We start from the raw sequence: 19,644 nt of genomic DNA, 5'->3' as shown, positions 1-19,644 counted from the left end.
GGCCCTGGGGCTACTCGAAGCGCGCGGGGTCGCCGGCTCCGCGTCGGACGATCTCCGCCTCGCCGCTGGAGAAGTCGACGACCGTCGTCGGCTCCGTGCCGCAGTCGCCGGAGTCCACCACGGCGTCCAGCACGTGGTCGAGCCGCTCCTTGATCTCCCACCCCTGGGTCAGCGGCTCGTCCTCGCCGGGCAGCAGGAGGGTGCTGGAGACGAGGGGTTCGCCGAGTTCGGCGAGCAGCGCCTGGGTGACGACGTGGTCGGGGATCCTGACCCCCACCGTCTTCTTCTTCGGGTGCATCAGGCGGCGCGGGACCTCCTTGGTGGCGGGGAGGATGAAGGTGTAGCTGCCCGGCGTCGCGGCCTTGACGGCACGGAAGACGGCGTTGTCGATGTGGACGAACTGCCCGAGCTGGGCGAAGTTCTCGCACATCAGCGTGAAGTGGTGGCGGTCGTCGAGACGCCGGATCGACCGGATCCGTTCGAGGCCCTCGTGGTTGCCCATGCGGCAGCCCAGGGCGAAACAGGAGTCGGTCGGGTACGCGATGAGGGCTCCGGAGCGGAGGCTGTCGGCCACGGTGCCGATGGTGCGGGCCTGGGGGGTCTGCGGGTGCACGTCGAAGTACTTCGCCATTGGCCGACCCTACGGGATCCACCCGCCCACCCCGGACCGGCCCGCGGCACGGGCCCGGCCCGACCCCCGGGGAGAGCACCCCGATATCGTCTGGTGATCACACCGATCGCCGGGGGCGTACCGCCGAGGGGGGTGTGACGGTGCGGAGGGCCTCCGGCTGGCGTTGCATTATGTTCTCGATCATTGCAACGATACTGTCGCTCCCACCTGCACTTATCTGTATCTTGCGCAACAATCTTGTTGCGCGAACCGTAAAGGCAACGTAGCTTTCCATCATCGGAAACGACGGCGCGCACGCACGTGACGAGTCATCAAAAGGGGGCGGGGATCATGGAGACGGCACAGGACCGGCAACAGGCGGCGCCCGGTGCGTTCACGGCCTTCGCCCGCTTCGTGCTCTGCGGCGGCGGGGTGGGGGTCGCCTCCGGCTTCGCCGTGGCGGCCCTCGCCTCCCGGATTCCCTGGGTCCTCGCCAACGCCCTGGTCACCGCGCTCTCCACGCTCCTCGCCACCGAGCTGCACGCCCGCTTCACCTTCGGCGCGGGCGGGCGCGCGACCCGCCGCCAGCACGCGCAGTCGGCCGGGTCGGCGGTGGCGGCGTACGCGGTGACCTGCGCGGCGATGCTGGCGCTGCACCAGTTGGCGGCGGCGCCCGGTGCGATGCTCGAACAGGCCGTCTACCTGACGGCCTCCGCGCTCGCCGGCATCGCACGCTTCGCGGTGCTGCGCCTGGTCGTCTTCGCGCGCGGCCGCTCGCAGGCCGCGGCCACCGCCCGCGCCGCCCTTCCCCTGCCCGCGGCCGTGGCCCGCGCCGGCGCCCCGACCAGCGCCGCGGAGCTCTGCCGAGCCGCCTGACCGTTCAGGCCCGGCAGCCGGCCTCCACCCCGGCCGCGGCCGCCCCGGGGGCCCCCGGCACGCCCTCGCGCCGGGCCCGCAGGCCCGCAGGTGCACACCTGAGCGGCCCCGGGCGCCTCCCGTCCGTATCGGCTCGTCAACAACCTCGACGCGATCACGTCACATCCGGGTCAAGAGCGCGCCAAAGCCATGGCGCAGGCCCCCTCCGCCACGCTACTAACGTGTGAGCAGGGCCGCCGCCTGACGGCCCGGAACACGGGGGGACCTCCTATGAGCAGCATCCACACCGGCAAGCGAATGTGGACGCTCGCCGCTCTCGCGGCAGTCGGCGCACTGACCCTCACCGCCTGCAACGACGACAACGCGGCCGACACGGCGATCAGCACCCCGCCGCCGGCCGCCGCCCCGACGACCCCGTCGGCCGCCGCGAGCACGCCCGCCGCCGCGCCGACCACCCCGGCGGCCGCCAGCCCGTCCGCCGGCGCCCCGTCCGCCAGCGCCCCGGGCGGCGCGCCCACCAGCGCGCCCGCCCCCGCCGCCGGCGGTGGCAAGGACGCCACCCCGGGGCAGACCTTCAAGCTCGGCCAGCCCGCCCAGGTGCAGTTCACCTCCGGCAGCACCAAGGGCGTCATCGCGCTGTCCGTCAGCGCCATCGAGGCCGGCGACCCGACCGACCTGGACGCGCTCAAGCTCGGCGACAAGGTGAAGGGCCTGGTCCCGTACTACGTGCGCTACACGATCACCAACACCGGCACCACCGACCTGTCCTTCACCAGCGTGGACCACATCAAGGGCCTCCTGCCGGACGGCAGCGAGGCCCAGGAGCTGATGATCATCGGCAGCTTCGCCAAGTGCGCGAGCCCCTCGCTGCCGAAGGGGTTCACCAACGGCCAGACCGCCCAGGGCTGCGCCGTCGCCCTCGCCCCGACGGCCACCAAGGTCTCGGGCGCCGAGTACTGGGGCTCCCCGTACAGCCTCGGCAAGGGCGCCATCTCCTGGAAGTAGCGGTACGGGTACGGGTGCCGCAGCCGGGTCTTCCGGCCCGGCACCCGCACCGGCCGTTTCCGGCCCGGGTGCCGGTCGCACACCGCCCGGACCGGCCCGCTGCGGCATCGCCGGGCCCCCGGGGTACCGTCCCCTCATGAACGAGTCACGCCACCCGTCGCCCCGCCAGGACACGGCAGTCCGCTCCCTCCGCGCCCGGTACGCCCGCAGCTACCGGATGCGGGTCGCCGTGCTGTTCGCGGGGGTCGCCCGTGACGGGCTCCTCGTCGCCTTCAAGGCCGTGGCGAAGTCCTCCCGCCGCCCCAACTCCGGCGACACCGACTGCTGACGGCCGCACCGCGCAGGCCGGGCGGAGCCCGGGGCTCCCCGCCGGTGAACAGACGGCTGCACGGCGAGAGTTGGCGGAGGCCTTAGGCCTGCCCGTCGCCGACCGACCGGGTGGGCATTGTGGCAGAACGGCTCCTGATCGGGTCAATTTCGGGCCGGAATCGAACCGATGTAGTGAACTTCCGCAAGCAATCCCAGGCGCCCCGCGCCCGGTCGGCGATCCTGCCCCGGGCCCCGGCCGCCCACCGTCGCGCCGCTGACCTGCGGGATTCCCGATCATGAGGCGACGGGACCGGCCGCCGAGAAGGGGCGAATCGGCGTCCAGGCCTTATTGCACCGGTCGTTGGCGATTCCTACCTTCACTGTCATGAGTATTCCCACGGAGCCCATCGGCAGCATCCCGCGCCCGCGCGCCCTCCAGGACGCCCTCGCGGAACATGCCGAAGGCCGCCTGAGCGAAGCCGATCTGACGAAGCTTCAGGCCCAGGCCACGGCCGAAACCCTCACCGCGCTGGAGGAGCTGGGCTGCACCGTCCTGGTGGACGGCGAGCAGAGCAAGCCCAGCTTCGTCACCTACCCCCTCGCCGGGCTGACCACCCTCGACCCGGGCGGCGCCGTCATCCCCTTCGCCGACGGCCACACCAGGCAGCTGCCGGTGCTGACCGAGGGCCCCTTCCGCTACCAGGTCGGTGCCCACAGCTACCTGCGCGAGGCGCAGCGGCACACCGAGCGGCCCGTCAAGCAGGCGGTCATCGCGCCCTCCGCACTGAGCCTGCTCTACCCGGCCGACGGCATCGCCGGGTACTCGCGCGAGGCGTTCCTGGCCGATCTGGCCGCCGAGGCCGAGGCCGACATCCGGGGCTGCCTGGACGCCGGCGCACACAGCGTCCAACTCGACTTCACCGAGGGCCGGCTGTCCCTCAAGCTGGACCCGTCCGGCGGCCTGCTCGACCAGTTCGTCAGCCTCAACAACGAGGTGCTCGGCCGGTTCGACGAGGAGCAGCGGGCCCGCCTCGGGGTGCACACCTGCCCCGGCGGGGACCACGACTCCACCCACAGCCTGGACGTCGACTACGCCGACCTGCTGCCCAGGCTCTTCCAGCTGAAGGTCGGCAACTTCTACGTCCAGCTGGCCAGCGAGGCCGACCCGGAGCGCGTGCTGCGCGTCATCGCCGACCAACTGCGCCCGGGCATCCGGGTGTTCGTCGGGGTGACCGACCCGATCAGCCCGGTCGTCGAGTCGGCGGAGCAGGTGCGCGACCGGGTGCTGCTGGCGGCCCGGTACATCCCGGTCGAGCAGCTGGGCACCACGGACGACTGCGGCTTCTCGCCCTTCGCCGACGACACCTCCACCTCGCGCGAGGTGGCCTTCGCCAAGATCGGGGCACGGGTGCGGGGCACCGCCCTGGCCGGGCAGGCGCTCGGCCTGTGACCCCGGGGTGGGCGGCGGTGGCAGGCCGCCGCTCACCCCCGGCGCGCGGGGCCCGCCTTCGGTGCTGCGTGCATTCGATCGGCTACCTTCTGTAAGGGCCGGTGGAGTGGGACGAAGGAGTACGGCGATGTCGGTGGCAGAGGAGCGGACCAGCCCCGCGGCGCGGCTGGGCTTCGAGCCCGGCCAGGTGGTCCGGGAGATCGGGTACGGCGACGACGCGGACCGGAAGCTGCGGGAGGCGATCGAGGAGATCACCGGCCAGGACATGGTGGACGAGGAGTACGAGGATGTCGCCGACGCCGTCCTGCTGTGGTTCCGAGACGACGACGGCGACCTGACCGATGCGCTGGTCGACGCGATCGGACTGCTCGAGGACGGCGGCATCGTCTGGCTGCTGACGCCGAAGAGCGGACGTGACGGCTACCTGGAGCCCGGCGACGTCAGCGAGGCCGCCCAGACGGCGGGCCTGTCGCAGACCAAGTCCGTGTCCGTGGCCGAGGGTTGGACGGGCGCCCGCCTCGTGGCGCCGAAGCGCTAGGCCCTGTCCGGCCTATGACCCGGAAAAGGCCCTGCGGTCCGCTCGGACCGCAGGGCCCCGCTGTGCGGGGGAGCGCCGGTCCCGACCCCGGTCAGGGGCGGGACGGCCCGAACAGCCGCCCGCCCCGGCGGAGTTCAGCGCCGGCCGAGGACCTCGGCGAGGCGGCTCACCCCGTCCCGGCCGTGGCCGAGCGCGATGGTCCGACGGACCAGCCCCTCGGCCGCGCGCATCACACCGGAGTCGATGCCGTGCGACTCGGCGGTGTGCACGACGTGCGCCATCGTGGAGACCGCCGAGGTGAGCGGGTTGATCGCGCCCGAGTAGGTGCCGCTGTCGAAGTCCTCGGCGAACTCGGCGAACAGCGGCGGGAGGATCGCGCCGATGCCCTGGGCGAACGGCGCCAGCTCCCGCCCGCTGATCCCCTCCGCCCTGGCCAGCGCCAGCGCGTGCACGTACCCGGCCATCGCCGTCCAGAAGATGTCCAGCAGCGCGATGTCGAACCCGGCCGCCCGGCCGATCTCCTCGCCGAGGTGGGTGTGCGCGCCGCCGAGCGCCGCCAGCGCCGGCTGGTGCCGCCGGTACAGCTCCGCCGGGCCGCTGTGGATGAACACCGCCTGCGGCGTGCCGATGCTCGGGGCCGGGGTCATGATGGCGCCGTCCAGGTACCCGACGCCGTGCTCCGCCGCCCAGACGGCCGTGTCACGGGCCCGCTCCGGCGAGTCGGCCGTCAGGTTGACCACCGTGCGGCCCCTGAGCGCGGCGGTGACCTCCGGGCGGCGCAGCACGGCGTCGGAGGCGTCGTAGTTCACCACGCAGACGACGACCAACTCGGCTGCCGCCACCGCCTCTTCGGCGGTCGCGGCGCTCACCGCGCCCCGGGCGGCCAGCTCGGAGTCCCGCCCGGGGGTGCGGTTCCAGACCGTGGTGCGCACCCCGGCGGCGACGAAGGCGCCGGCCAGGGCGCGGCCCATCGGCCCGAGGCCGAGCACGGTGACGGCGGACGGTATGTGGTTGGTGGACATACTTCGGCTCCTGTAGACATGGTGGTGGACATCGAGAACAAGGGGGCGGGGATGACGCGCAGCCGGGCCATGGACCCGAACGTCTGCGGGGTGACGGCCGCGATCTCCGTGATCGACGGCAAGTGGAAGACGTCGCTGCTCTGGCTGCTGGAGGCCGGCCCGCACCGGCCCGCCGAACTCCGCCGACGGCTGCCGGGCCTGAGCGAGAAGGTCCTCACCCAGGCGCTGCGCGAGATGGAGTCCGACGGCCTGGTGCACCGCGAGGTGCACGACGTCCTCCCGCTGAAGACCGTCTACTCCCTGACCGGCTTTGGCCGCCGCCTCTCCGAGGCCCTGGGCCCCGTCTCCGACTGGGGCCACGAACGCCTCGACCGCCTGACCGCCGAACCGGCGGAACCGGCAGCCTCCTGACCTGCCGTCATCTCCCCCCGCCCGCCGGGATCCAGCCTGCCCGCCGCGCACCGCCCTGCCCAGTACCCACAAATAAGTGGGTACGGGGCAGGGCGCCCGTCACAGGGGGGTGAGGATGTCCTCGTGCGTCCCGTCGAGGACGAAGCCGTTGTCCAGCCGGACCCGCACCGTCACCAGCTTCCCCCGCTCCCGGTGCGCGGCCCAGTGCGGCTCCAGCGCGGAGATCTCCGCCTCCAGCCGCTTCAGGCTCTCCGCGGGCATGGTGTGCCCGTAGTCCTCGAACAGCGCCTTGAGCCGCTGGTACTCGAGGACCTCCTCGCTCTCCGGGAGCTCCCCGTCCACCCGCTCGACCGTGCCCTCGGTCCCGGCCGGCAGGGACAGGAACCCGACGACGGCCCCGGGCTCCCCGGCGACCGCCTCGCCGATCCCGAGGTCCTCCGCCAGCCCGACACGCTGGCCTTCCTTCAAGGGCATCCGTCCTCCGCCTCTCATCCGCTCGGCGCCGCAGTCGCTGCCGACTGCGGCGCGGGCCATTATCCGCCGGACGCGCCACGAGGCCGGCACGCCGGGACCGGTGCCGCGGCGGGTGCGCGCAAGACCCGCCGCAGGCGTGGCCGGGGCCAGCCGATCGGGTGGTTTACCGGTGTGGGGGTCGAACGCGGTGTGAAGGATCCGGTCGAAGGGTTTCCGCTGGTGCGGGCGCCGGTATGGAGGCTGGGACCCGCTGCCACGACACCCGGGAGAGACCTGCCGATGAGTACCTCGGAGCGCTACCTGCGCGCGTGGGAGGGTTTCTGGGCGGAGAACACGGGCGAGCCTGGCGAGCCGTTCTGGGACGCGGATCCGGCGCTGACGGCCGCCCCGCACACCGCGCTGCTCGCAGGCCACGTCGACCGCACGCTGCCGATCGTCGACCTCGGCTGCGGCAACGGCACCCAGACCCGCTACCTGGCCGGGCACTTCCCACGCGCGGTGGGCGTCGACCTGTCCGCCTCGGCCGTGGCACACGCCCGGCGCTCGGACCGCGACGCGGTGGCCGAGTTCGAGCAGCTCGACCTCACCGACCTGGCGGGGGTACGGCGGCTCGGCGACCGGCTCGGCGAGGCCAATGTCTACCTGCGGGCGGTGCTCCACCAGAGCGACCCGGCCGACCGGGCGCCGGTCGCGGCCGCCGTCGCCCTGCTGCTGGGACGGCGCGGCCGGGGCTTCGTGGTCGAGCCGACCGCCGCCGCCAAGACGGTGCTCCAACAGGTCGCCGAACGGCCCGGCGGCCCGCCGGAGAAGCTCCGCCAGGTCCGCAAGCACCAGCTGCGCCCGGCCGAGGTCGCCCCGGGGGAGCTGCCCGAGCTGCTGCACGGCGCCGGGTTGGAGATCCTCGACCAGGGCGGCACCGACCTCGCGATGAGCGAGCGCCACCCGGACGGCACCCGGGTCGCGCTGCCGGCCCACTGGTTCGTGGTCGCCGCCACCCCGGACGGCCCGGCGGGGTAGCGGCCGGCGGGCAGGGCGCCGACCCCGGCCGCACCCGGTGGGCGCGGGCGGCCCGTCCTCGGCTAACCTCCCCCTTCGTGGACGATCACCCCGAGCCCTCGACCCTGCGCGTCTTCGTGGCACTGGCCCCGCCCGACGACGCCAAGGACGAGCTGGCCCGGGCCCTGCAGCCCGCCTACACCAGGTACCCGCAGCTGCGGTGGAACCGCATCGAGGACTGGCACATCACCCTGGCCTTCCTCGGCGAACTGCCGTCCACGGCGGTGCCGCCGCTGCGGGCGGCGCTGGCCGCCCAGGCCGCGTCGCACCCCGCCCTGGACCTGGGCCTGCGGGGCGGCGGCCACTTCGACCAGCGACTGCTGTGGAGCGGCATCGACGGGGACCTGGAGGGGCTGCACCTGCTCGCCGCCGACGTCCGGGCCCTGGTCAGGTCCTGCGGCATCGAGTTCAGGGACCGCCCGCTGCACCCCCATCTGACCCTGGCGCGCTCCCGCCGCGACGACCCCGCCAGCGTGCCGCAGGCCGCGGCCGGGCTCGCCGGGTTCGTGGGCCGCCCGTGGCGGACCGAGCACCTCCACCTGGTCGGCAGCAACATCGGCCGCGGCCCCGGGCCGATCCGCTACCGCGACATCGAGGCGTGGCGACTGGGCGCCGCCGTCCCGACCGGGGGCGACGGCGCTCTCACCGAGCCGTAGCCGGCAGCGGACGTCGGACTACCGGCCCTACCTGTCGGAGTGCACACCGGTACCACTCGCTTGACCGGTGCCCGGCGGCTCGACAGCATTGCCCCTGATCTACGAGGAGGGCGCCTTGCGGCGGAACCGGATGCCCCGCCTGTCACGGCGCGCACGCTGGATCGTCATCGCAGTGCTGGCCGTTGTGGGCGTCGAAGTGGCCCTGCAGACGTGGTGGCTTCCCGCGAAGTGGCACACCTACGACGCCGCGGCGACCGGCCGGATGCTGGTGGGTCCGGACGGCCGGACGATCACGCTCACCGTCGAATGGCAGTGTGAGCAGGAGCCTGACCTCATAGCGCGGGAGAGCGGCGACCGCGTCGATGTGCTCCTCCACCGCAAGGGGTTCATGGGTCCGACCTACCAGTGCCCCGAAGGCGGCACGGCAAGGATCAGTACCCGCCTCCGTGCACCCCTGGCCTCCCGGCCGCTGGTGGACGGGGTCACCGGTCAGCCTGTTGTGCACTTCGACGGCCGGGAACTGGCAACGCCGAGCTATCTCCCCCCGGAGTACGACCACCCCGACGAGGATCCCGTTCCGTACCTCCCCGGCCTGGCTTCGCCTCCTGCGAACGTGCCCAGCTGGACCGTCGGGTTCCAGCACGGGGCGCAATCGCGGTCAGGTCCCCGCCTGCTCATCACGCAGACCCGCGGCGGCGAGCCCCCTGCCCAGGGGGAGCCCCAGGCCTCGGTCAACGGGCACCCTGCCGCCTTCGTCAGCGGCTCACCGGCGTCAGGGCCCCGTTCGGTCATCTGGTCGGACGGGACCTACACCTACGCCGTTTCCAGCGGCCGTCCGGCATCGCTCACCGACGGCGAACTCCTCCGCGTGGCCGAGGGGCTCCACCAGGGGTGAGCGCCAAGCCGCCGGGCCCGCACCGGGCCGGCGCCCGCCCGTCGATGCCGGCCGGAACGAACAGCAGCGAGGATTTCGAATGTCCGCTGACCGTAGAGGCGGTTTCCGACGTGCAGAGCTGGACTGAGCACCTTGCCGCCGAAACCGGCTGGACCGGGCGCCGCGGGCCGATCGACTGGCCTGCCGTCGAGTCATTGCTCGGCAGCCCCCTCCCCGCCACCTACAAGTCGCATGCCGAGACCTTCGGATGGGGCGAGTTCAACAACGGTTCCTTCGAGGTCTTCGCCGCGACCCCCGACCTCGCTCCCGGCGGTCTGGCGGGCGAGGCCAGGAGACTGGCGGAGCTTGTCGAGATGGACGGCGAATTCGAGGAACTGTACGCCCCCCATGGGCTCTTCCCCCGCGAGGGAGGCCTTTTGATCTGGGGGGTCACCGGTCGGGGCGACTCGCTCTTCTGGGAGACCGCAGGGGCGGATCCGGGCGAGTGGCCCATCGTTGCGATCACCGAGGACGACCGGGCCTTCTCCTACCGTATGGAGGTTTCCGAATTCCTCTTCAAGTGCATTGCCAGCGGCGAGACGGGATCGTTCTCCATCGCCTCCAAGGTTCACCGCGGCAGCTTCATCCCGATCGGTTCCTACGGATGACCTGACCACCCCTCGGCGTACCTGCCGCGTTTGCGCGCACCGCGCCTTCACCGCCGACCGCGGCAGCCGGCCGCTGTCTCCCCAGGAAGGGCCGGGAGAGGTGGTGGGCGGCATCAGGCAGGGGGTGACGATGCTGAGGACCATGCGGTTGTCGCCGGCGGTGCTTGAGACGTCGACGAGGTGTCGATGTGGAGGTTGTGGCCGCCGAACCCCTGGATGTGGGGGGCCGGGACCGAGGGTGTAGCCGCCGACGAGCCGGGTGGCATCGTCGCTGGCTTCGCCGATCCACACGTGGTTCGGATCGATGTTCAGCCGGCTGGCCCAGTCGACACAGAAGCCCCTGGAATGTGCGCCCCGAGTGGAGCCTCAAGGCCTGCTTCAGGGGGACCGGTACAGCTCGTCCAGGTGGTGGGTGAGGATCGCCAGGGCGGCGTCGCCGGTGCGTTGGCCGCCCAGCACGCTCGAGCCGAGGCCGTTGACCATGGCCAGCAGTCCGGCGGCGGTCATCTCGGGGTCCTTGGCGGAGTCGATCTGCCCGGCCTGTTGGGCCGCGCGGAGCTGTTTGGCGAGGAAGCCCTCCAGCAGCTCCGGCTGGCGCGCGCCGTGCTTCGCCAGCACCTCGGGGTCGCTGAGCACCAGCGTGTAGTAGGCGGAGTAGGTCCTGGTGATCCGGCGGCTCTCCGGATCGGTCGGCAGGACGCACGACAGGACCGCGGTCACGATGCCGCGCGGCGTGGGCGGGGATCCCGCTGCGCGGATCCACTGCTCCATGCGGGCCTGGAGCTGGGCGCCGAGCCTGGCCAGCGCGTCGAGCAGCAGCCCTTCCTTGGTCGTGAAGTAGTACTGCACCAGCCGCAGGGAGACGCCGGCCTCGGCGGCGACCGCCCGCATGCTGGCCGCCTGCAGGCCCTGGGTGTCGGCGATACGCAGGAGCGCCTCGGCGATCTGTCGTCGGCGTTCCTCGTGATCCGCCTGCGCGGCCATGGTGCGACCTCCCTCTCGTGGTACACCCGTATCATGCTGTGATACACATGTATCATGCGAATCAGCCAGTTCAAGAACGACCGGGCCCAGGACCGATTCCGCACCGCCTACGAGCGGACGCTTGCACAACTGTGGCCCGGGCAGCGGACGGTGCTCGACCTCCCGACCGCGTTCGGGACCACCCGCGCCTACCGGACCGGCCCGCCGAGCGGCGAGCCGATCGTCCTGCTGCCCGGCTCGGGCGGAAACGCGCTGATGTGGTACCGGTACATCGACAGGCTGTCCCGGCACCGCCCGGTCATCGCCGTCGACACGGTCGGCGAGCCCGGCGCGAGCGTGCAGAGCGCCCCCATCGGCGACGGCCGGGACGGCGCCGCCTGGCTGGACGAACTCCTCGCCGCACTGGAGGTGCCGGCCGCCCACCTCGTCGGCTGCTCCTACGGCGGCTGGCTCGCACTGAACCACCAGATCCACCGCCCCGGCCGCACCGCCTCCCTGACCCTCCTGGACCCCGCGGGCTTCGCCGGCTTCGGACCCCGGTTCTACGCCTGGCTCATCGCCGGCGGCCTCGCCGCGGCCGCACCCCGCCCGCTCCGCCCCCGCCTGGCCCGCCTGGTCGGCAACAGCACCATCCTGGAGAGCGAACTGATGGGCCTGATGCGCGCGTCGATGGGATTTCGACGCGCACTCCCGGTACCCCCGGTCTTCTCCGACGGGGAACTGCGCGCCCTGAGCGTCCCCTCGCTCTTCCTGCTCGGCGCACGCAGCGCCCTGCACGACCCGCGCGAGGTCGCCGACCGCCTGGGCCGGCTCGTCCCCTCGGCCCGGGTGGAGATCGTGCCCGACGCCGGCCACGCACTGCCGACCGACCAGCCGGACCTGGTGGCCGACCGCATCCTCCACGCCAGTTCACTGGGGGGAGGGCAAAATTGACGAAGCATCATATCTCGCAAGGGCGGCCTCGCGGACGCTCCTTCTGGACGAGGGGAGCGGTGGTCCGCCGCCGGCGGGTCCGCCGAGTGTCCGACCGGGTGCCCACCCGTCGCCCGATCCGCGTGATCTTTGCCAGGGCCCCGACACGACGTGTTTCGGGGTTCTCACCATGGACCCGTGAGCGCCCGGCCGGACCGGCCCGACTCGACCGCTACCACCGGAGATCGACCGGTGGGTGATCCGGACGGTGCTGCGGTTCGGACGGTCTGGACAGGCGTTGTGGGGCACTGGACGATTGCGCGAGGACCACGTGGATTCGGCGCAGGGCCCGGGGGATGCGATGGGTGCGGAGAACAGGCGGCCTTGGGAGCACCCTGAGGACGAGGGGCTCCACGCGGGCGGCTCCGGCGCCGGTCGGGGCCGGCCCGCGGGCCAAGGCCCGCCGGGGGAGGAGGGGATGCCCCAGCTGGTGCGGAGGCTGCGTGTGCTGATGACGGTCCTCGGCGCCGCTCAGGCCGTCTCCGGGCTGTTCCTGGTCACCAACAGCCTCTCGGTGGCCATAGCGGTCTGGGGCAATGACGGGGTGTCACAGCACTGCTGCCGGACACAGGGCGAAGCGCACGCCGGGCTCGTCACCTTCGCCGGCGTCCTCCTACTGGCGGTGGCCGCCTGGGGGATCGTCACCGCCCTGCAGTTCCCTACCCGGAGGCCCAACGTGAGGTCCTCCGCCCGCGCCTACGGCTGGACGGCACTCGCTCTCGCCCTGCCGCTCCTGCCGGTGCTCCGGTTCTTCGGGCTCCTGCTGCTGGTGGTGGCCGTCGTGGCCCTGGTCTGGCCGAACGAGCAGGAGGTCCGGGCCTGGTTCGACGCAGAGCGGACCACGCCCTGAGCCCGTCCGGCGGGGGCGAGGGCGGTGGACCGCCCCTGCACCGACCGGGCCGTGCAGGGCGCCGGACGGCCCGGATACGCTCGCCGGAGATCATCACCGGGCAGAAGGGGACGTACGAGTGGATCTCACGGGTCGCACGATGGTGGTGACCGGGGCCGGGCGCGGGTTCGGCCGGGCCCTGGCCCTGCAGGCGGGGCGGCTGGGCGCGCGCTTGCTCGTGTCCGCGCGCACCCTGGCCGCGGCCCAGAAGGTGGCCGACGAGGTGGCCGCGGACAGCGGCGCGGCGGCTGACGCGTTCGCCTGCGACCTCGCCGACCCGGCCTCCGTACGGGCCTTCGCCGCGGGGGTCGCCGCCCGCACCGAGCGGGTGGACGTACTGGTCAACAACGGTGCCCGCTACCTGGAGGGCCCCGACCTGTGGGACGCCGAGGACGACGCGATCACCGACACCGTCGCCTCCGGAGCCACCGGCACGCTGCTGACCGTCAAGCACTTCCTGTCGCTGCTGCGCGCCTCCGCCGCCGCGGACGTGGTCAACCTGGTCTCCTCCGCCGCCGAGGCCCGCAACCACCGCTCCCAGGCGCACCCCGCCTTCTACGCCGCCAAGGCCGCTCAGGCCGGCTTCGCCGACGTACTCGCCCACCGGCTCCGCCCGGAGGGCATCCGCGTCATCTCGCTCTTCCCCCCGGACTTCAACGACGGCGATCCGCTCCACCCCGCCTGGGACGACGCCCCCCGGACCGCGCGCGACCCGCTGACCGCCCAATCCGTCCTCGACTGCGTCCTGTTCGCCATCGGCCAGCCGCGGGACTGCTTCATCCGCTCGTTCCACTTCGAACAGCTGTAGGCCCCGGCCCGGCCCGGCACCGCCAGGCCGGCCGCGACCTCGCCCGCGGCGAGCGGTTCACGACCGGTAGATCGTCACGTTGTCGTCCTGGTCGTACAGCTCGACGGTGTAGGACAGTCCGAGAGCGGCGAACGCGGACAGGAGGTCGTCGACCTGTGCGGGAACCACGACACCCGCGAATCTCACGGGCGTGTCGGGGCACAGCTCCAGTTCGGCGTAGGTGTGCTCGACCTCGTAGTCGGTCCAGTTGGACATGCGCACCCGCCAACCTGCCGTGTGGAAGGCCTGTGCGGTCCTCAGGGCACTCACCGCCGACGGGAGGAAGCCGTAGACGTTGTTGCCGAGGCGCAGGTCGTACCCGTCCACGTCGAACCGCGGGCCGTGGGTGCCGCCGGAGGTGAACTGCATGGTGGCCAGTATGGGCGGCGGCCGCGACGGCGGGACCGCGGGTCCGTCGTTCAGGACCGGCTTCGAGGCGCCCGGGCTCTTGCCCGCGGCGCCGGACCGGGGGACCCCGTCGACCGCGACGCAGATGCCGAAGACGCGGCGGCACCGGCTGCAGCGGATGTGACGCAGAGCCAAATCCGTTGCGCGGGGAGGGCGGCTGCGACCGCCCGGGCGCGGCCTAAGTGCGGCCGACGGTCGATCTAGGCCATGACCTGACCTAGATCCCGCCTATCGTATGTCTCGTCGACAGGACAGCGCAGCGCACCACAGCACAGCACCTCACGAAGGCGGAGAAGACCATGACCGAGCCCACCACCGACACCCTGACCCCGGCCCTCACCGGCGAGCGCGCGGACCTGCTGGAGCAGCTCGGCCAGGCGCGGTTCTTCCTGCGCTTCACCGCGAACGAGCTGACCGACGCGCAGGCCGCCGAGCGCTCCACCGTGAGCGAGCTCTGCGTCGGCGGCCTGCTCAAGCACGTCGCGGGGGTCGAGAAGACCTGGGTCGCGTTCATCCTCGAAGGCCCGTCCGCGATGCCGGACTTCACCGCCATGACCGAGCAGGACCTGGCCGAGCGCCACGACAGCTTCCGGCTGCTGCCCGGCGAGACCCTGGCCGGGGTGCTCGCCGACTACGCGGAGGTCGCCCGCCGCACGGACGACCTGGTCGCCACCCTGCCCGACCTGGACGTCTCCCACCCGCTGCCGAAGGCGCCCTGGTTCGACGGCGACGTCCGGTGGTCCGCCCGCCGCGTCCTGCTCCACATCATCGCCGAGACCGCCCAGCACGCCGGTCACGCCGACATCATCCGCGAGGCCCTGGACGGGGCCAAGAGCATGGGCTGACCCCCCTGCGGGCGGCGAGCGGCGCAGCGCCGAACGGCCCGCCCCTCCGAGACGCCGGTCCTCGGAGGGGCGGGCCGTGCGGGCCGGGCCCCGAGGGCGGCCGGCGACGAGAGCGACGCCGCTCACCCCACCGGACCGCGTGCTACGCCCGCACGTCCACGGTGAAGCTGCGGCCGAGCATCTCCGGTGTCTTGTCGGCCGACGGGTGCGGGTCGTCCCCATACCTGCTGCGCAGCGTGATCGTCGCCTGGCCCGGACTCCCGGCCCGGAAGACGAAGTAGTAGTGGCCGCCCGAGGCGAGCACGTTGTCGTAGTGGCCGGACACCAGGCCGAGGTTGCGGACGAACTCCTGGCCCGCGGTCTGGACGGTGGCCGCATCCGGGCCGGGGGCGGCCAGGTGCCAGGTGTCGCCCCAGGTCGGGTAGGCGCCGACCTCGATCGAGAACAACTGCCCTGGTTTGACGGTGAGTTGTCCCGAGACGGCGGTGAACACCCTGCCGTGGTCGAGCTTGCCGCGGGTCAGCAGCTGGACCCCCACCGCCCCCGCCGCGACCACGACGACCAGCACGGCGGCCACGGTCGGCAGGATCCGGCGCCTCGTCACGCCGCCGCCTCCCGGCTGGTCACCCGCAGGGGCAGGACGGCCTTCGCATCGTTTCCCGCGGCGGTCAGCTTGTCCGCCGCCGAATCCGGCTTCTCCGGATGGGCGGTGAAGCCCGTCCCCGTACTGCCAGTCAAATCTCTGCCCCCGTTCCACTCACGGCCCGTCAAGGCCGCCGCACAGCATAACCGCAGCGTGCAGGCGGTACGGCCCCGCTACGGCCGCCCTGCCTGCCCTGTCACGACACCCTCGCGAGGCGGGCACAAATCGATCGGGGGAGGGGAGGGGCCGGGGGCTCTGCTTGTGGCGAATCTGCGGCGGGCAGAGAAAGCGCATCAGGGGGCCTTCCCCGGTCAAGAGTGGAGTCGAGGCAACCCCGCCCCGACAAGGAGATCCGATGACTCCACTCACCACGCCCCCGCCCCGCGCGGGGGAGGGCGACACACCGCCCAGCCGATTCGACGACCACCTCGCGGCGCAGCTGCTCGCCCAGCGGATCGTCCTGCTCGGCACGCAGGTCGACGACGTGTCGGCCAACCGGGTGTGCGCGCAGCTGCTGCTGCTGTCGGCGGAGGACCCGCGCACCGACATCAGCCTGTACATCAACAGCCCCGGCGGCTCGGTCACCGCCGGTCTCGCCATCTACGACACCATGCGGCTCATTCCGAACGACGTCTCGACGCTGGCGATGGGCTTCGCCGCCAGCATGGGCCAGTTCCTGCTCACCGTCGGGGCGTCGGGCAAGCGGTTCGCGCTGCCGAACGCGCGGATCATGATGCACCAGCCCTCGGCGGGCATCGGCGGCACCACCTCGGACATCGAGATCCAGGCGGAGAACCTCCAGTACACCAAGGAGTCCATCGAGCGGATCACCGCCGAGCACACCGGGCAGAGCGTGGAGACGATCGCGCGGGACGGCGACCGGGACCGCTGGTTCACGGCCGAGCAGGCCAGGGAGTACGGGATCGTGGACCGGGTGGTGGAGTCGGTCGCCGACATCCGCCCGGCCTCGTCGCGTCGACGGATGGGGTTGTGACATGGGCTCGTACACGGTTCCCTACGTCATCGAGCGGACCGCGCAGGGCGAGCGGTCCTACGACGTCTTCAGCCGGCTGCTGAACGAGCGGATCATCTTCCTCGGCACCGAGATCGACGACGGGGTCGCCAACGTGGTCATCGCCCAACTCCTGCACCTGGAGTCGGAGAGCCCGGAGCGCGAGATCTCGATCTACCTCAACTCGCCTGGCGGGTCGTTCACTTCGCTCATGGCGATCTACGACGCGATGACGTTCGTGCAGTCCCCGATCGCCACGTTCTGCGTCGGCCAGGCGGCCTCCACGGCGGCGGTGCTGCTGGCGGGCGGGGACCCCGGGCGGCGGTTCGTGCTCCAGCACGCGCGGGTGCTGCTCGGCCAGCCGGCCAGCGGCGGCCGGCAAGGGACGGTCTCCGACCTCAGCCTCGCGGCGAAGGAGATGGTCCGCATCCGCTCGCAGGTGGAGGAGGTCCTGTCCCGGCACACGCGGCACGACACGGCGACGCTGCGTGCGGACATGGACCGGGACAAGGTGCTCACCGCCGAGGAGGCCGTCGCCTACGGGATCGCCGACGAGGTGCTGAGCCGGCGGCTCCCGTTCGACTGAGCCCGCACCGGGACGGACCGGGCCGGGCCGGGAGTTCGACTCGAACCCCGACCCGGCCGCCGGTGCGGTGGGGTCAGGCGACCAGGCAGAGGCCGTCGTACCGTGCCGTGGGCGCCGAGCGGCCGCGGCCGACCACCCGGCTCGGGGTGTACCGGGCCAGCTCGTCCTGGGCGAGCGAGAGCAGATCGCCGAGGCCGAGCCCGAGGGCCCGGGCGGCCGCCGCGAGGACCTCGGAGGAGGCCTCCTTGCGTCCGCGCTCCAGCTCCGACAGGTACGGCATCGAGATCCGGGCCGACTGCGCGACGTCCTGCAGCGTGCGCTCCTGGGCGAGCCGCTCGCGCCGCAGCACGTCGCCGACGACATCGCGCCACAGGGGTTCCTTCGGCGCGGCCGGCTGCGGGGCGCCCGCCGGCCGCTGCGGGGTACGGGCCGTTCCACCGGACGCGGGCGGCGAGGCCTTCGGGCGCAAGGGGATGACGCGGGCTTCGTTCGGGGCATGAGTGCTCACCCCTTCAGACTAGGCACCCGGGGCGCGGGGGGAAGGGAGCGTCGTTCTGCCCTGAGTGAAGCCACGCGGCCCGCGCCGCGCGCCACCCGCACGATCGCCGTCCGGGCGCGACCGGATGGTGAACATACGGACAGGTGGCCCGACGCGTTCGCATCGTCTCCTTCATGACACCCTTCCGGCTGCAGAGGGCCGGCACAACTCTCTTCCTCCTCCTAGGACTTGCCTCGCCATGGTGGCGTCACCGGCGTCCGCCGCGGAGGCCTGGGACACCTATTCCATCGACAAGCGCACCGTCCGGCCCGGCGAGACCTTCACCATCACGATGACCTTGACCAACACCGAGACCACGGACATCGCGTTCGTCTACGAGTACATCGAGCCCGGATGGCCCGGCACCCTGGAGATCACGGGGACGTTCCGCCGGGCTGCCGCCAAGCCCGGGAACGCTGAGGTCCTGGGAGACGGGGAGTCGTACATCCACTGGGGCGTCGATGACGGCGGCGCCTACCTCCTGTGGCGCATCGAGGGCGGATCGAGCGCCGAGTGGCCGGTGTGCGTGTACGACGCCGGGGAATTGACGGTCCTGCCGTACGGCCTTGTGGAATTCCTGGCCAGGGCCTGCACGGGCGGCCTCCCCGCGGACCTGCAGCGCATGTTCGGGCAGGGCGGCCACGAGTTCCTGCACTGGCAGGACCAGTACCGCCGCGACACCGAGCGGTACGGCTCCGAGTCCTACCTCGGCGGTTGAGAGGCCAGCCCCGGGCCGTGCCGGGGCAGGGCCCGTCCTTCGGCTCCTCGGCACCGTTCTACCGACAGGGCCCGCCGATCCCGCACGCGGCCGTCACGGCGGGCCGACCCGTCAGCGCGCGTCCTGCAACTGGTCCAGTTCCGTGCCGATGGCCTCCCGCAGCGCTTCGTGCTGCGGGCCGAGCGCGAACTGCCCGTCGCTCCACCGCTCGCGCGGGTACAGCCACACCGGCATGCCCACGAGATCGGCCGGCTCCCACTCGAAGCGCGGCCACACGTGCGCGTGCAGGAAGCCGTCGGTGTTGCCGAGGATCTCCAGGTTCACCCGGCGGAAGGCCGGGTCGAGGCGCCTGCACGCACGCTCGACCGCCTCCCCCAGCCGGTCCATGTCGGACAGGAAGGCCAGCCGCCCTGCCCGAGGCAGGTCCGACAGCCGCTGCACATCCGGGTCCTGCGTGAGCAGCACCGAGTACCCGGGCAGGAACTGGACGTCCCCGATCACCGCGAAGCCCGCCTCGAGGCGCCTGAGCACGGCGGGGTTCTCTCCCCGGAGTGCACTTCCGATCCGGTCCATCCGCCAGTCGTCGCTCATGGTGGCGAACGCTACACATCCGGGGTGTGCGGCGGCCGAAGGTTGTTTTTGAATGGTCGCTCATGTATTTTTTCGCCATGCCCCGACCCCGAGAGTTCGAGCCCGACGCCGTGGTGGACCAGGTCATGCTGCGCTTCTGGCTGCGGGGCTACCGGGCCACGTCGGTCGAGGACCTCGTCAAGGCGACAGGGGTGAAGCCGGGCAGCCTCTACAGCGTGTTCCCCGGCGGCAAGCACACGCTGTTCCTGAAGTCGCTGGAGCGGTACGCCGAGCTGGTCGTCCCCCAGAAGCTGGGCGAACTGGCGGCGCCCGGCGCCTCGTTGGACGCGCTCCGCGGGTACTTCGACGGCCTGGTGCACGACCTGCTCAGCCCCGAAGGCCGGCAGGGATGCCTGCTGGTGAACACGGCGATCGAGAACGCGGCCGAGGACGACGAGGCCGCCGCCGTCGTCCGCGGGCACCTCGCCCGCCTCGAGCGGTGCATGACCACGGCCCTGCGCAACGCCCGCGACGCGGGTCGGGTGCGCGCCTCGGTGGACCCGTCCGGCAGCGCCAAGGTGCTGGTCGCGACCTGCCAGGGGCTCATGGTCGTTGGAAAGGCGAACCCCGACGCGACGGTGCTGCGCGCCATCGTCGACAACGCCTTCGCCGTGCTCGCCTGA

Annotated in this window: 27 protein-coding genes; 18 read left to right on the top strand and 9 right to left on the bottom strand. The window is 72.5% G+C overall.

Annotated elements, in window-relative coordinates; translation table 11 throughout:
- Positions 1-10: 10 nt before the first annotated feature.
- Positions 11-631 carry an L-threonylcarbamoyladenylate synthase gene (locus ACIGZJ_RS17770; RefSeq protein ID WP_392935348.1) on the bottom strand — a complete coding sequence of 207 codons (621 nt, stop codon included), beginning with the start codon at positions 629-631 and terminating at the stop codon, positions 11-13.
- A 330-nt stretch (positions 632-961) separates the two neighbouring features.
- On the opposite strand from ACIGZJ_RS17770, the gene ACIGZJ_RS17765 reads away from it, so the two are divergent.
- The 5 genes from ACIGZJ_RS17765 to ACIGZJ_RS17745 all read left to right on the top strand — a co-directional run bounded on the left by ACIGZJ_RS17765 (position 962) and on the right by ACIGZJ_RS17745 (position 4,788).
- Positions 962-1,486 carry a hypothetical protein gene (locus ACIGZJ_RS17765; RefSeq protein WP_396458067.1) on the top strand — a complete coding sequence of 175 codons (525 nt, stop codon included), beginning with the start codon at positions 962-964 and terminating at the stop codon, positions 1,484-1,486.
- Positions 1,487-1,756: 270 nt separating this feature from the next.
- Positions 1,757-2,491 carry a hypothetical protein gene (locus ACIGZJ_RS17760; RefSeq protein ID WP_396458066.1) on the top strand — a complete coding sequence of 245 codons (735 nt, stop codon included), beginning with the start codon at positions 1,757-1,759 and terminating at the stop codon, positions 2,489-2,491.
- Positions 2,492-2,627: 136 nt separating this feature from the next.
- On the top strand, positions 2,628-2,819 hold the full coding sequence (locus ACIGZJ_RS17755) for a hypothetical protein (protein ID WP_396458065.1): 192 nt from the start codon (positions 2,628-2,630) through the stop codon (positions 2,817-2,819).
- A 366-nt stretch (positions 2,820-3,185) separates the two neighbouring features.
- On the top strand, positions 3,186-4,250 hold the full coding sequence (locus ACIGZJ_RS17750; RefSeq protein WP_396458064.1) for a cobalamin-independent methionine synthase II family protein: 1,065 nt from the start codon (positions 3,186-3,188) through the stop codon (positions 4,248-4,250).
- Between the two features lie 127 nt (positions 4,251-4,377).
- Positions 4,378-4,788, top strand: a complete 411-nt coding sequence (locus ACIGZJ_RS17745; RefSeq protein WP_396458063.1) for a DUF3052 domain-containing protein — start codon at positions 4,378-4,380, stop codon at positions 4,786-4,788.
- A 134-nt stretch (positions 4,789-4,922) separates the two neighbouring features.
- On the opposite strand, the gene ACIGZJ_RS17740 is transcribed toward ACIGZJ_RS17745, so the two are convergent.
- Entirely contained in the window at positions 4,923-5,810 is an 888-nt protein-coding gene (locus ACIGZJ_RS17740; protein ID WP_396458062.1) for an NAD(P)-dependent oxidoreductase, read from the bottom strand.
- Between the two features lie 51 nt (positions 5,811-5,861).
- On the opposite strand from ACIGZJ_RS17740, the gene ACIGZJ_RS17735 reads away from it, so the two are divergent.
- Positions 5,862-6,221 (top strand): winged helix-turn-helix transcriptional regulator, encoded by a 360-nt coding sequence (locus ACIGZJ_RS17735; RefSeq protein ID WP_396458061.1) that lies wholly within the window; start codon positions 5,862-5,864, stop codon positions 6,219-6,221.
- Between the two features lie 99 nt (positions 6,222-6,320).
- Here the strand turns inward: ACIGZJ_RS17735 and ACIGZJ_RS17730 are convergent, their stop codons facing one another.
- Positions 6,321-6,695: a hypothetical protein gene (locus tag ACIGZJ_RS17730; protein ID WP_396458060.1), complete on the bottom strand. Its 375-nt coding sequence runs from the start codon at positions 6,693-6,695 to the stop codon at positions 6,321-6,323.
- A gap of 279 nt (positions 6,696-6,974) precedes the next feature.
- On the opposite strand from ACIGZJ_RS17730, the gene ACIGZJ_RS17725 reads away from it, so the two are divergent.
- The 4 genes from ACIGZJ_RS17725 (at position 6,975) to ACIGZJ_RS17710 (ending at position 9,949) form a co-directional block, all read left to right on the top strand.
- Positions 6,975-7,712: a class I SAM-dependent methyltransferase gene (locus ACIGZJ_RS17725; protein WP_396458059.1), complete on the top strand. Its 738-nt coding sequence runs from the start codon at positions 6,975-6,977 to the stop codon at positions 7,710-7,712.
- Between the two features lie 77 nt (positions 7,713-7,789).
- Positions 7,790-8,407 carry an RNA 2',3'-cyclic phosphodiesterase gene (gene thpR, locus ACIGZJ_RS17720; RefSeq protein WP_396458058.1) on the top strand — a complete coding sequence of 206 codons (618 nt, stop codon included), beginning with the start codon at positions 7,790-7,792 and terminating at the stop codon, positions 8,405-8,407.
- A gap of 88 nt (positions 8,408-8,495) precedes the next feature.
- Positions 8,496-9,302, top strand: a complete 807-nt coding sequence (locus ACIGZJ_RS17715; RefSeq protein ID WP_396458057.1) for a hypothetical protein — start codon at positions 8,496-8,498, stop codon at positions 9,300-9,302.
- Positions 9,299-9,949, top strand: a complete 651-nt coding sequence (locus ACIGZJ_RS17710) for a hypothetical protein (protein ID WP_396458056.1) — start codon at positions 9,299-9,301, stop codon at positions 9,947-9,949. Before ACIGZJ_RS17715 ends, ACIGZJ_RS17710 begins: the two co-directional genes overlap by 4 nt.
- Positions 9,950-10,327: 378 nt before the next feature.
- On the opposite strand, the gene ACIGZJ_RS17705 is transcribed toward ACIGZJ_RS17710, so the two are convergent.
- Positions 10,328-10,933, bottom strand: coding sequence for a TetR/AcrR family transcriptional regulator (locus tag ACIGZJ_RS17705; protein WP_396458055.1), 606 nt, complete (start codon positions 10,931-10,933; stop codon positions 10,328-10,330).
- A 54-nt stretch (positions 10,934-10,987) separates the two neighbouring features.
- Between ACIGZJ_RS17705 and ACIGZJ_RS17700 the strand changes: the two genes are divergently transcribed.
- From ACIGZJ_RS17700 to ACIGZJ_RS17690, 3 genes are all read left to right on the top strand, one after another.
- Positions 10,988-11,866: an alpha/beta fold hydrolase gene (locus ACIGZJ_RS17700; RefSeq protein WP_396458054.1), complete on the top strand. Its 879-nt coding sequence runs from the start codon at positions 10,988-10,990 to the stop codon at positions 11,864-11,866.
- Between the two features lie 457 nt (positions 11,867-12,323).
- Positions 12,324-12,755, top strand: a complete 432-nt coding sequence (locus ACIGZJ_RS17695; RefSeq protein WP_396458053.1) for a hypothetical protein — start codon at positions 12,324-12,326, stop codon at positions 12,753-12,755.
- 118 nt (positions 12,756-12,873) lie between these two features.
- Entirely contained in the window at positions 12,874-13,602 is a 729-nt protein-coding gene (locus tag ACIGZJ_RS17690) for an SDR family oxidoreductase (protein ID WP_396458052.1), read from the top strand.
- Between the two features lie 57 nt (positions 13,603-13,659).
- Here the strand turns inward: ACIGZJ_RS17690 and ACIGZJ_RS17685 are convergent, their stop codons facing one another.
- Entirely contained in the window at positions 13,660-14,010 is a 351-nt protein-coding gene (locus ACIGZJ_RS17685) for a hypothetical protein (protein WP_396458051.1), read from the bottom strand.
- A 338-nt stretch (positions 14,011-14,348) separates the two neighbouring features.
- Here ACIGZJ_RS17685 and ACIGZJ_RS17680 point away from each other — a divergent pair, with 338 nt between their 5' ends.
- Complete coding sequence (locus ACIGZJ_RS17680) at positions 14,349-14,894, top strand: DinB family protein (RefSeq protein ID WP_396458050.1); 546 nt, start codon at positions 14,349-14,351, stop codon at positions 14,892-14,894.
- Between the two features lie 142 nt (positions 14,895-15,036).
- Here the strand turns inward: ACIGZJ_RS17680 and ACIGZJ_RS17675 are convergent, their stop codons facing one another.
- The gene (locus ACIGZJ_RS17675) at positions 15,037-15,498 is read right to left on the bottom strand and encodes a protease inhibitor I42 family protein (RefSeq protein ID WP_396458049.1); all 462 of its coding nucleotides are present in this window, start codon (positions 15,496-15,498) and stop codon (positions 15,037-15,039) included.
- On the bottom strand, positions 15,495-15,632 hold the full coding sequence (locus ACIGZJ_RS17670) for a hypothetical protein (RefSeq protein WP_396458048.1): 138 nt from the start codon (positions 15,630-15,632) through the stop codon (positions 15,495-15,497). Before ACIGZJ_RS17670 ends, ACIGZJ_RS17675 begins: the two co-directional genes overlap by 4 nt.
- A gap of 260 nt (positions 15,633-15,892) precedes the next feature.
- Between ACIGZJ_RS17670 and ACIGZJ_RS17665 the strand changes: the two genes are divergently transcribed.
- Positions 15,893-16,531 (top strand): ATP-dependent Clp protease proteolytic subunit, encoded by a 639-nt coding sequence (locus ACIGZJ_RS17665; RefSeq protein WP_396458047.1) that lies wholly within the window; start codon positions 15,893-15,895, stop codon positions 16,529-16,531.
- Position 16,532: 1 nt separating this feature from the next.
- Positions 16,533-17,135, top strand: coding sequence for a ClpP family protease (locus ACIGZJ_RS17660; protein ID WP_396458046.1), 603 nt, complete (start codon positions 16,533-16,535; stop codon positions 17,133-17,135).
- Positions 17,136-17,208: 73 nt separating this feature from the next.
- On the opposite strand, the gene ACIGZJ_RS17655 is transcribed toward ACIGZJ_RS17660, so the two are convergent.
- Positions 17,209-17,643, bottom strand: coding sequence for a helix-turn-helix domain-containing protein (locus ACIGZJ_RS17655; RefSeq protein WP_396458045.1), 435 nt, complete (start codon positions 17,641-17,643; stop codon positions 17,209-17,211).
- Between the two features lie 229 nt (positions 17,644-17,872).
- On the opposite strand from ACIGZJ_RS17655, the gene ACIGZJ_RS17650 reads away from it, so the two are divergent.
- Complete coding sequence (locus ACIGZJ_RS17650) at positions 17,873-18,391, top strand: hypothetical protein (protein WP_396458044.1); 519 nt, start codon at positions 17,873-17,875, stop codon at positions 18,389-18,391.
- 111 nt (positions 18,392-18,502) lie between these two features.
- Here ACIGZJ_RS17650 and ACIGZJ_RS17645 read toward each other — a convergent pair whose 3' ends face one another.
- Positions 18,503-18,982, bottom strand: coding sequence for an HIT family protein (locus ACIGZJ_RS17645; protein WP_396458043.1), 480 nt, complete (start codon positions 18,980-18,982; stop codon positions 18,503-18,505).
- Positions 18,983-19,059: 77 nt separating this feature from the next.
- Here ACIGZJ_RS17645 and ACIGZJ_RS17640 point away from each other — a divergent pair, with 77 nt between their 5' ends.
- On the top strand, positions 19,060-19,644 hold the full coding sequence (locus ACIGZJ_RS17640) for a TetR/AcrR family transcriptional regulator (RefSeq protein WP_396458042.1): 585 nt from the start codon (positions 19,060-19,062) through the stop codon (positions 19,642-19,644).

Source organism: Kitasatospora sp. NPDC052868, from assembly GCF_044547105.1.
Lineage (GTDB): Bacteria > Actinomycetota > Actinomycetes > Streptomycetales > Streptomycetaceae > Kitasatospora.
The sequence above is the reverse complement of the archived record's forward strand: the minus strand, read 5'-3'. Positions and strand labels throughout refer to the sequence as shown.

Coding starts and splice junctions, on each gene's coding strand:
- ACIGZJ_RS17745 (WP_396458063.1), top strand. CDS start 4,378: ATGTCGGTGGCAGAGGAGCGGACCAGCCCCGCGGCGCGGCTGGGCTTC.
- ACIGZJ_RS17640 (WP_396458042.1), top strand. CDS start 19,060: ATGCCCCGACCCCGAGAGTTCGAGCCCGACGCCGTGGTGGACCAGGTC.
- ACIGZJ_RS17735 (WP_396458061.1), top strand. CDS start 5,862: ATGACGCGCAGCCGGGCCATGGACCCGAACGTCTGCGGGGTGACGGCC.
- ACIGZJ_RS17765 (WP_396458067.1), top strand. CDS start 962: ATGGAGACGGCACAGGACCGGCAACAGGCGGCGCCCGGTGCGTTCACG.
- ACIGZJ_RS17740 (WP_396458062.1), bottom strand. CDS start 5,810: ATGTCCACCAACCACATACCGTCCGCCGTCACCGTGCTCGGCCTCGGG.
- ACIGZJ_RS17770 (WP_392935348.1), bottom strand. CDS start 631: ATGGCGAAGTACTTCGACGTGCACCCGCAGACCCCCCAGGCCCGCACC.
- ACIGZJ_RS17755 (WP_396458065.1), top strand. CDS start 2,628: ATGAACGAGTCACGCCACCCGTCGCCCCGCCAGGACACGGCAGTCCGC.
- ACIGZJ_RS17725 (WP_396458059.1), top strand. CDS start 6,975: ATGAGTACCTCGGAGCGCTACCTGCGCGCGTGGGAGGGTTTCTGGGCG.
- ACIGZJ_RS17695 (WP_396458053.1), top strand. CDS start 12,324: ATGCCCCAGCTGGTGCGGAGGCTGCGTGTGCTGATGACGGTCCTCGGC.
- ACIGZJ_RS17730 (WP_396458060.1), bottom strand. CDS start 6,695: ATGCCCTTGAAGGAAGGCCAGCGTGTCGGGCTGGCGGAGGACCTCGGG.
- ACIGZJ_RS17660 (WP_396458046.1), top strand. CDS start 16,533: ATGGGCTCGTACACGGTTCCCTACGTCATCGAGCGGACCGCGCAGGGC.
- ACIGZJ_RS17750 (WP_396458064.1), top strand. CDS start 3,186: ATGAGTATTCCCACGGAGCCCATCGGCAGCATCCCGCGCCCGCGCGCC.
- ACIGZJ_RS17680 (WP_396458050.1), top strand. CDS start 14,349: ATGACCGAGCCCACCACCGACACCCTGACCCCGGCCCTCACCGGCGAG.
- ACIGZJ_RS17665 (WP_396458047.1), top strand. CDS start 15,893: ATGACTCCACTCACCACGCCCCCGCCCCGCGCGGGGGAGGGCGACACA.
- ACIGZJ_RS17645 (WP_396458043.1), bottom strand. CDS start 18,982: ATGAGCGACGACTGGCGGATGGACCGGATCGGAAGTGCACTCCGGGGA.
- ACIGZJ_RS17685 (WP_396458051.1), bottom strand. CDS start 14,010: ATGCAGTTCACCTCCGGCGGCACCCACGGCCCGCGGTTCGACGTGGAC.
- ACIGZJ_RS17700 (WP_396458054.1), top strand. CDS start 10,988: ATGCGAATCAGCCAGTTCAAGAACGACCGGGCCCAGGACCGATTCCGC.
- ACIGZJ_RS17760 (WP_396458066.1), top strand. CDS start 1,757: ATGAGCAGCATCCACACCGGCAAGCGAATGTGGACGCTCGCCGCTCTC.
- ACIGZJ_RS17650 (WP_396458044.1), top strand. CDS start 17,873: ATGGTGGCGTCACCGGCGTCCGCCGCGGAGGCCTGGGACACCTATTCC.
- ACIGZJ_RS17705 (WP_396458055.1), bottom strand. CDS start 10,933: ATGGCCGCGCAGGCGGATCACGAGGAACGCCGACGACAGATCGCCGAG.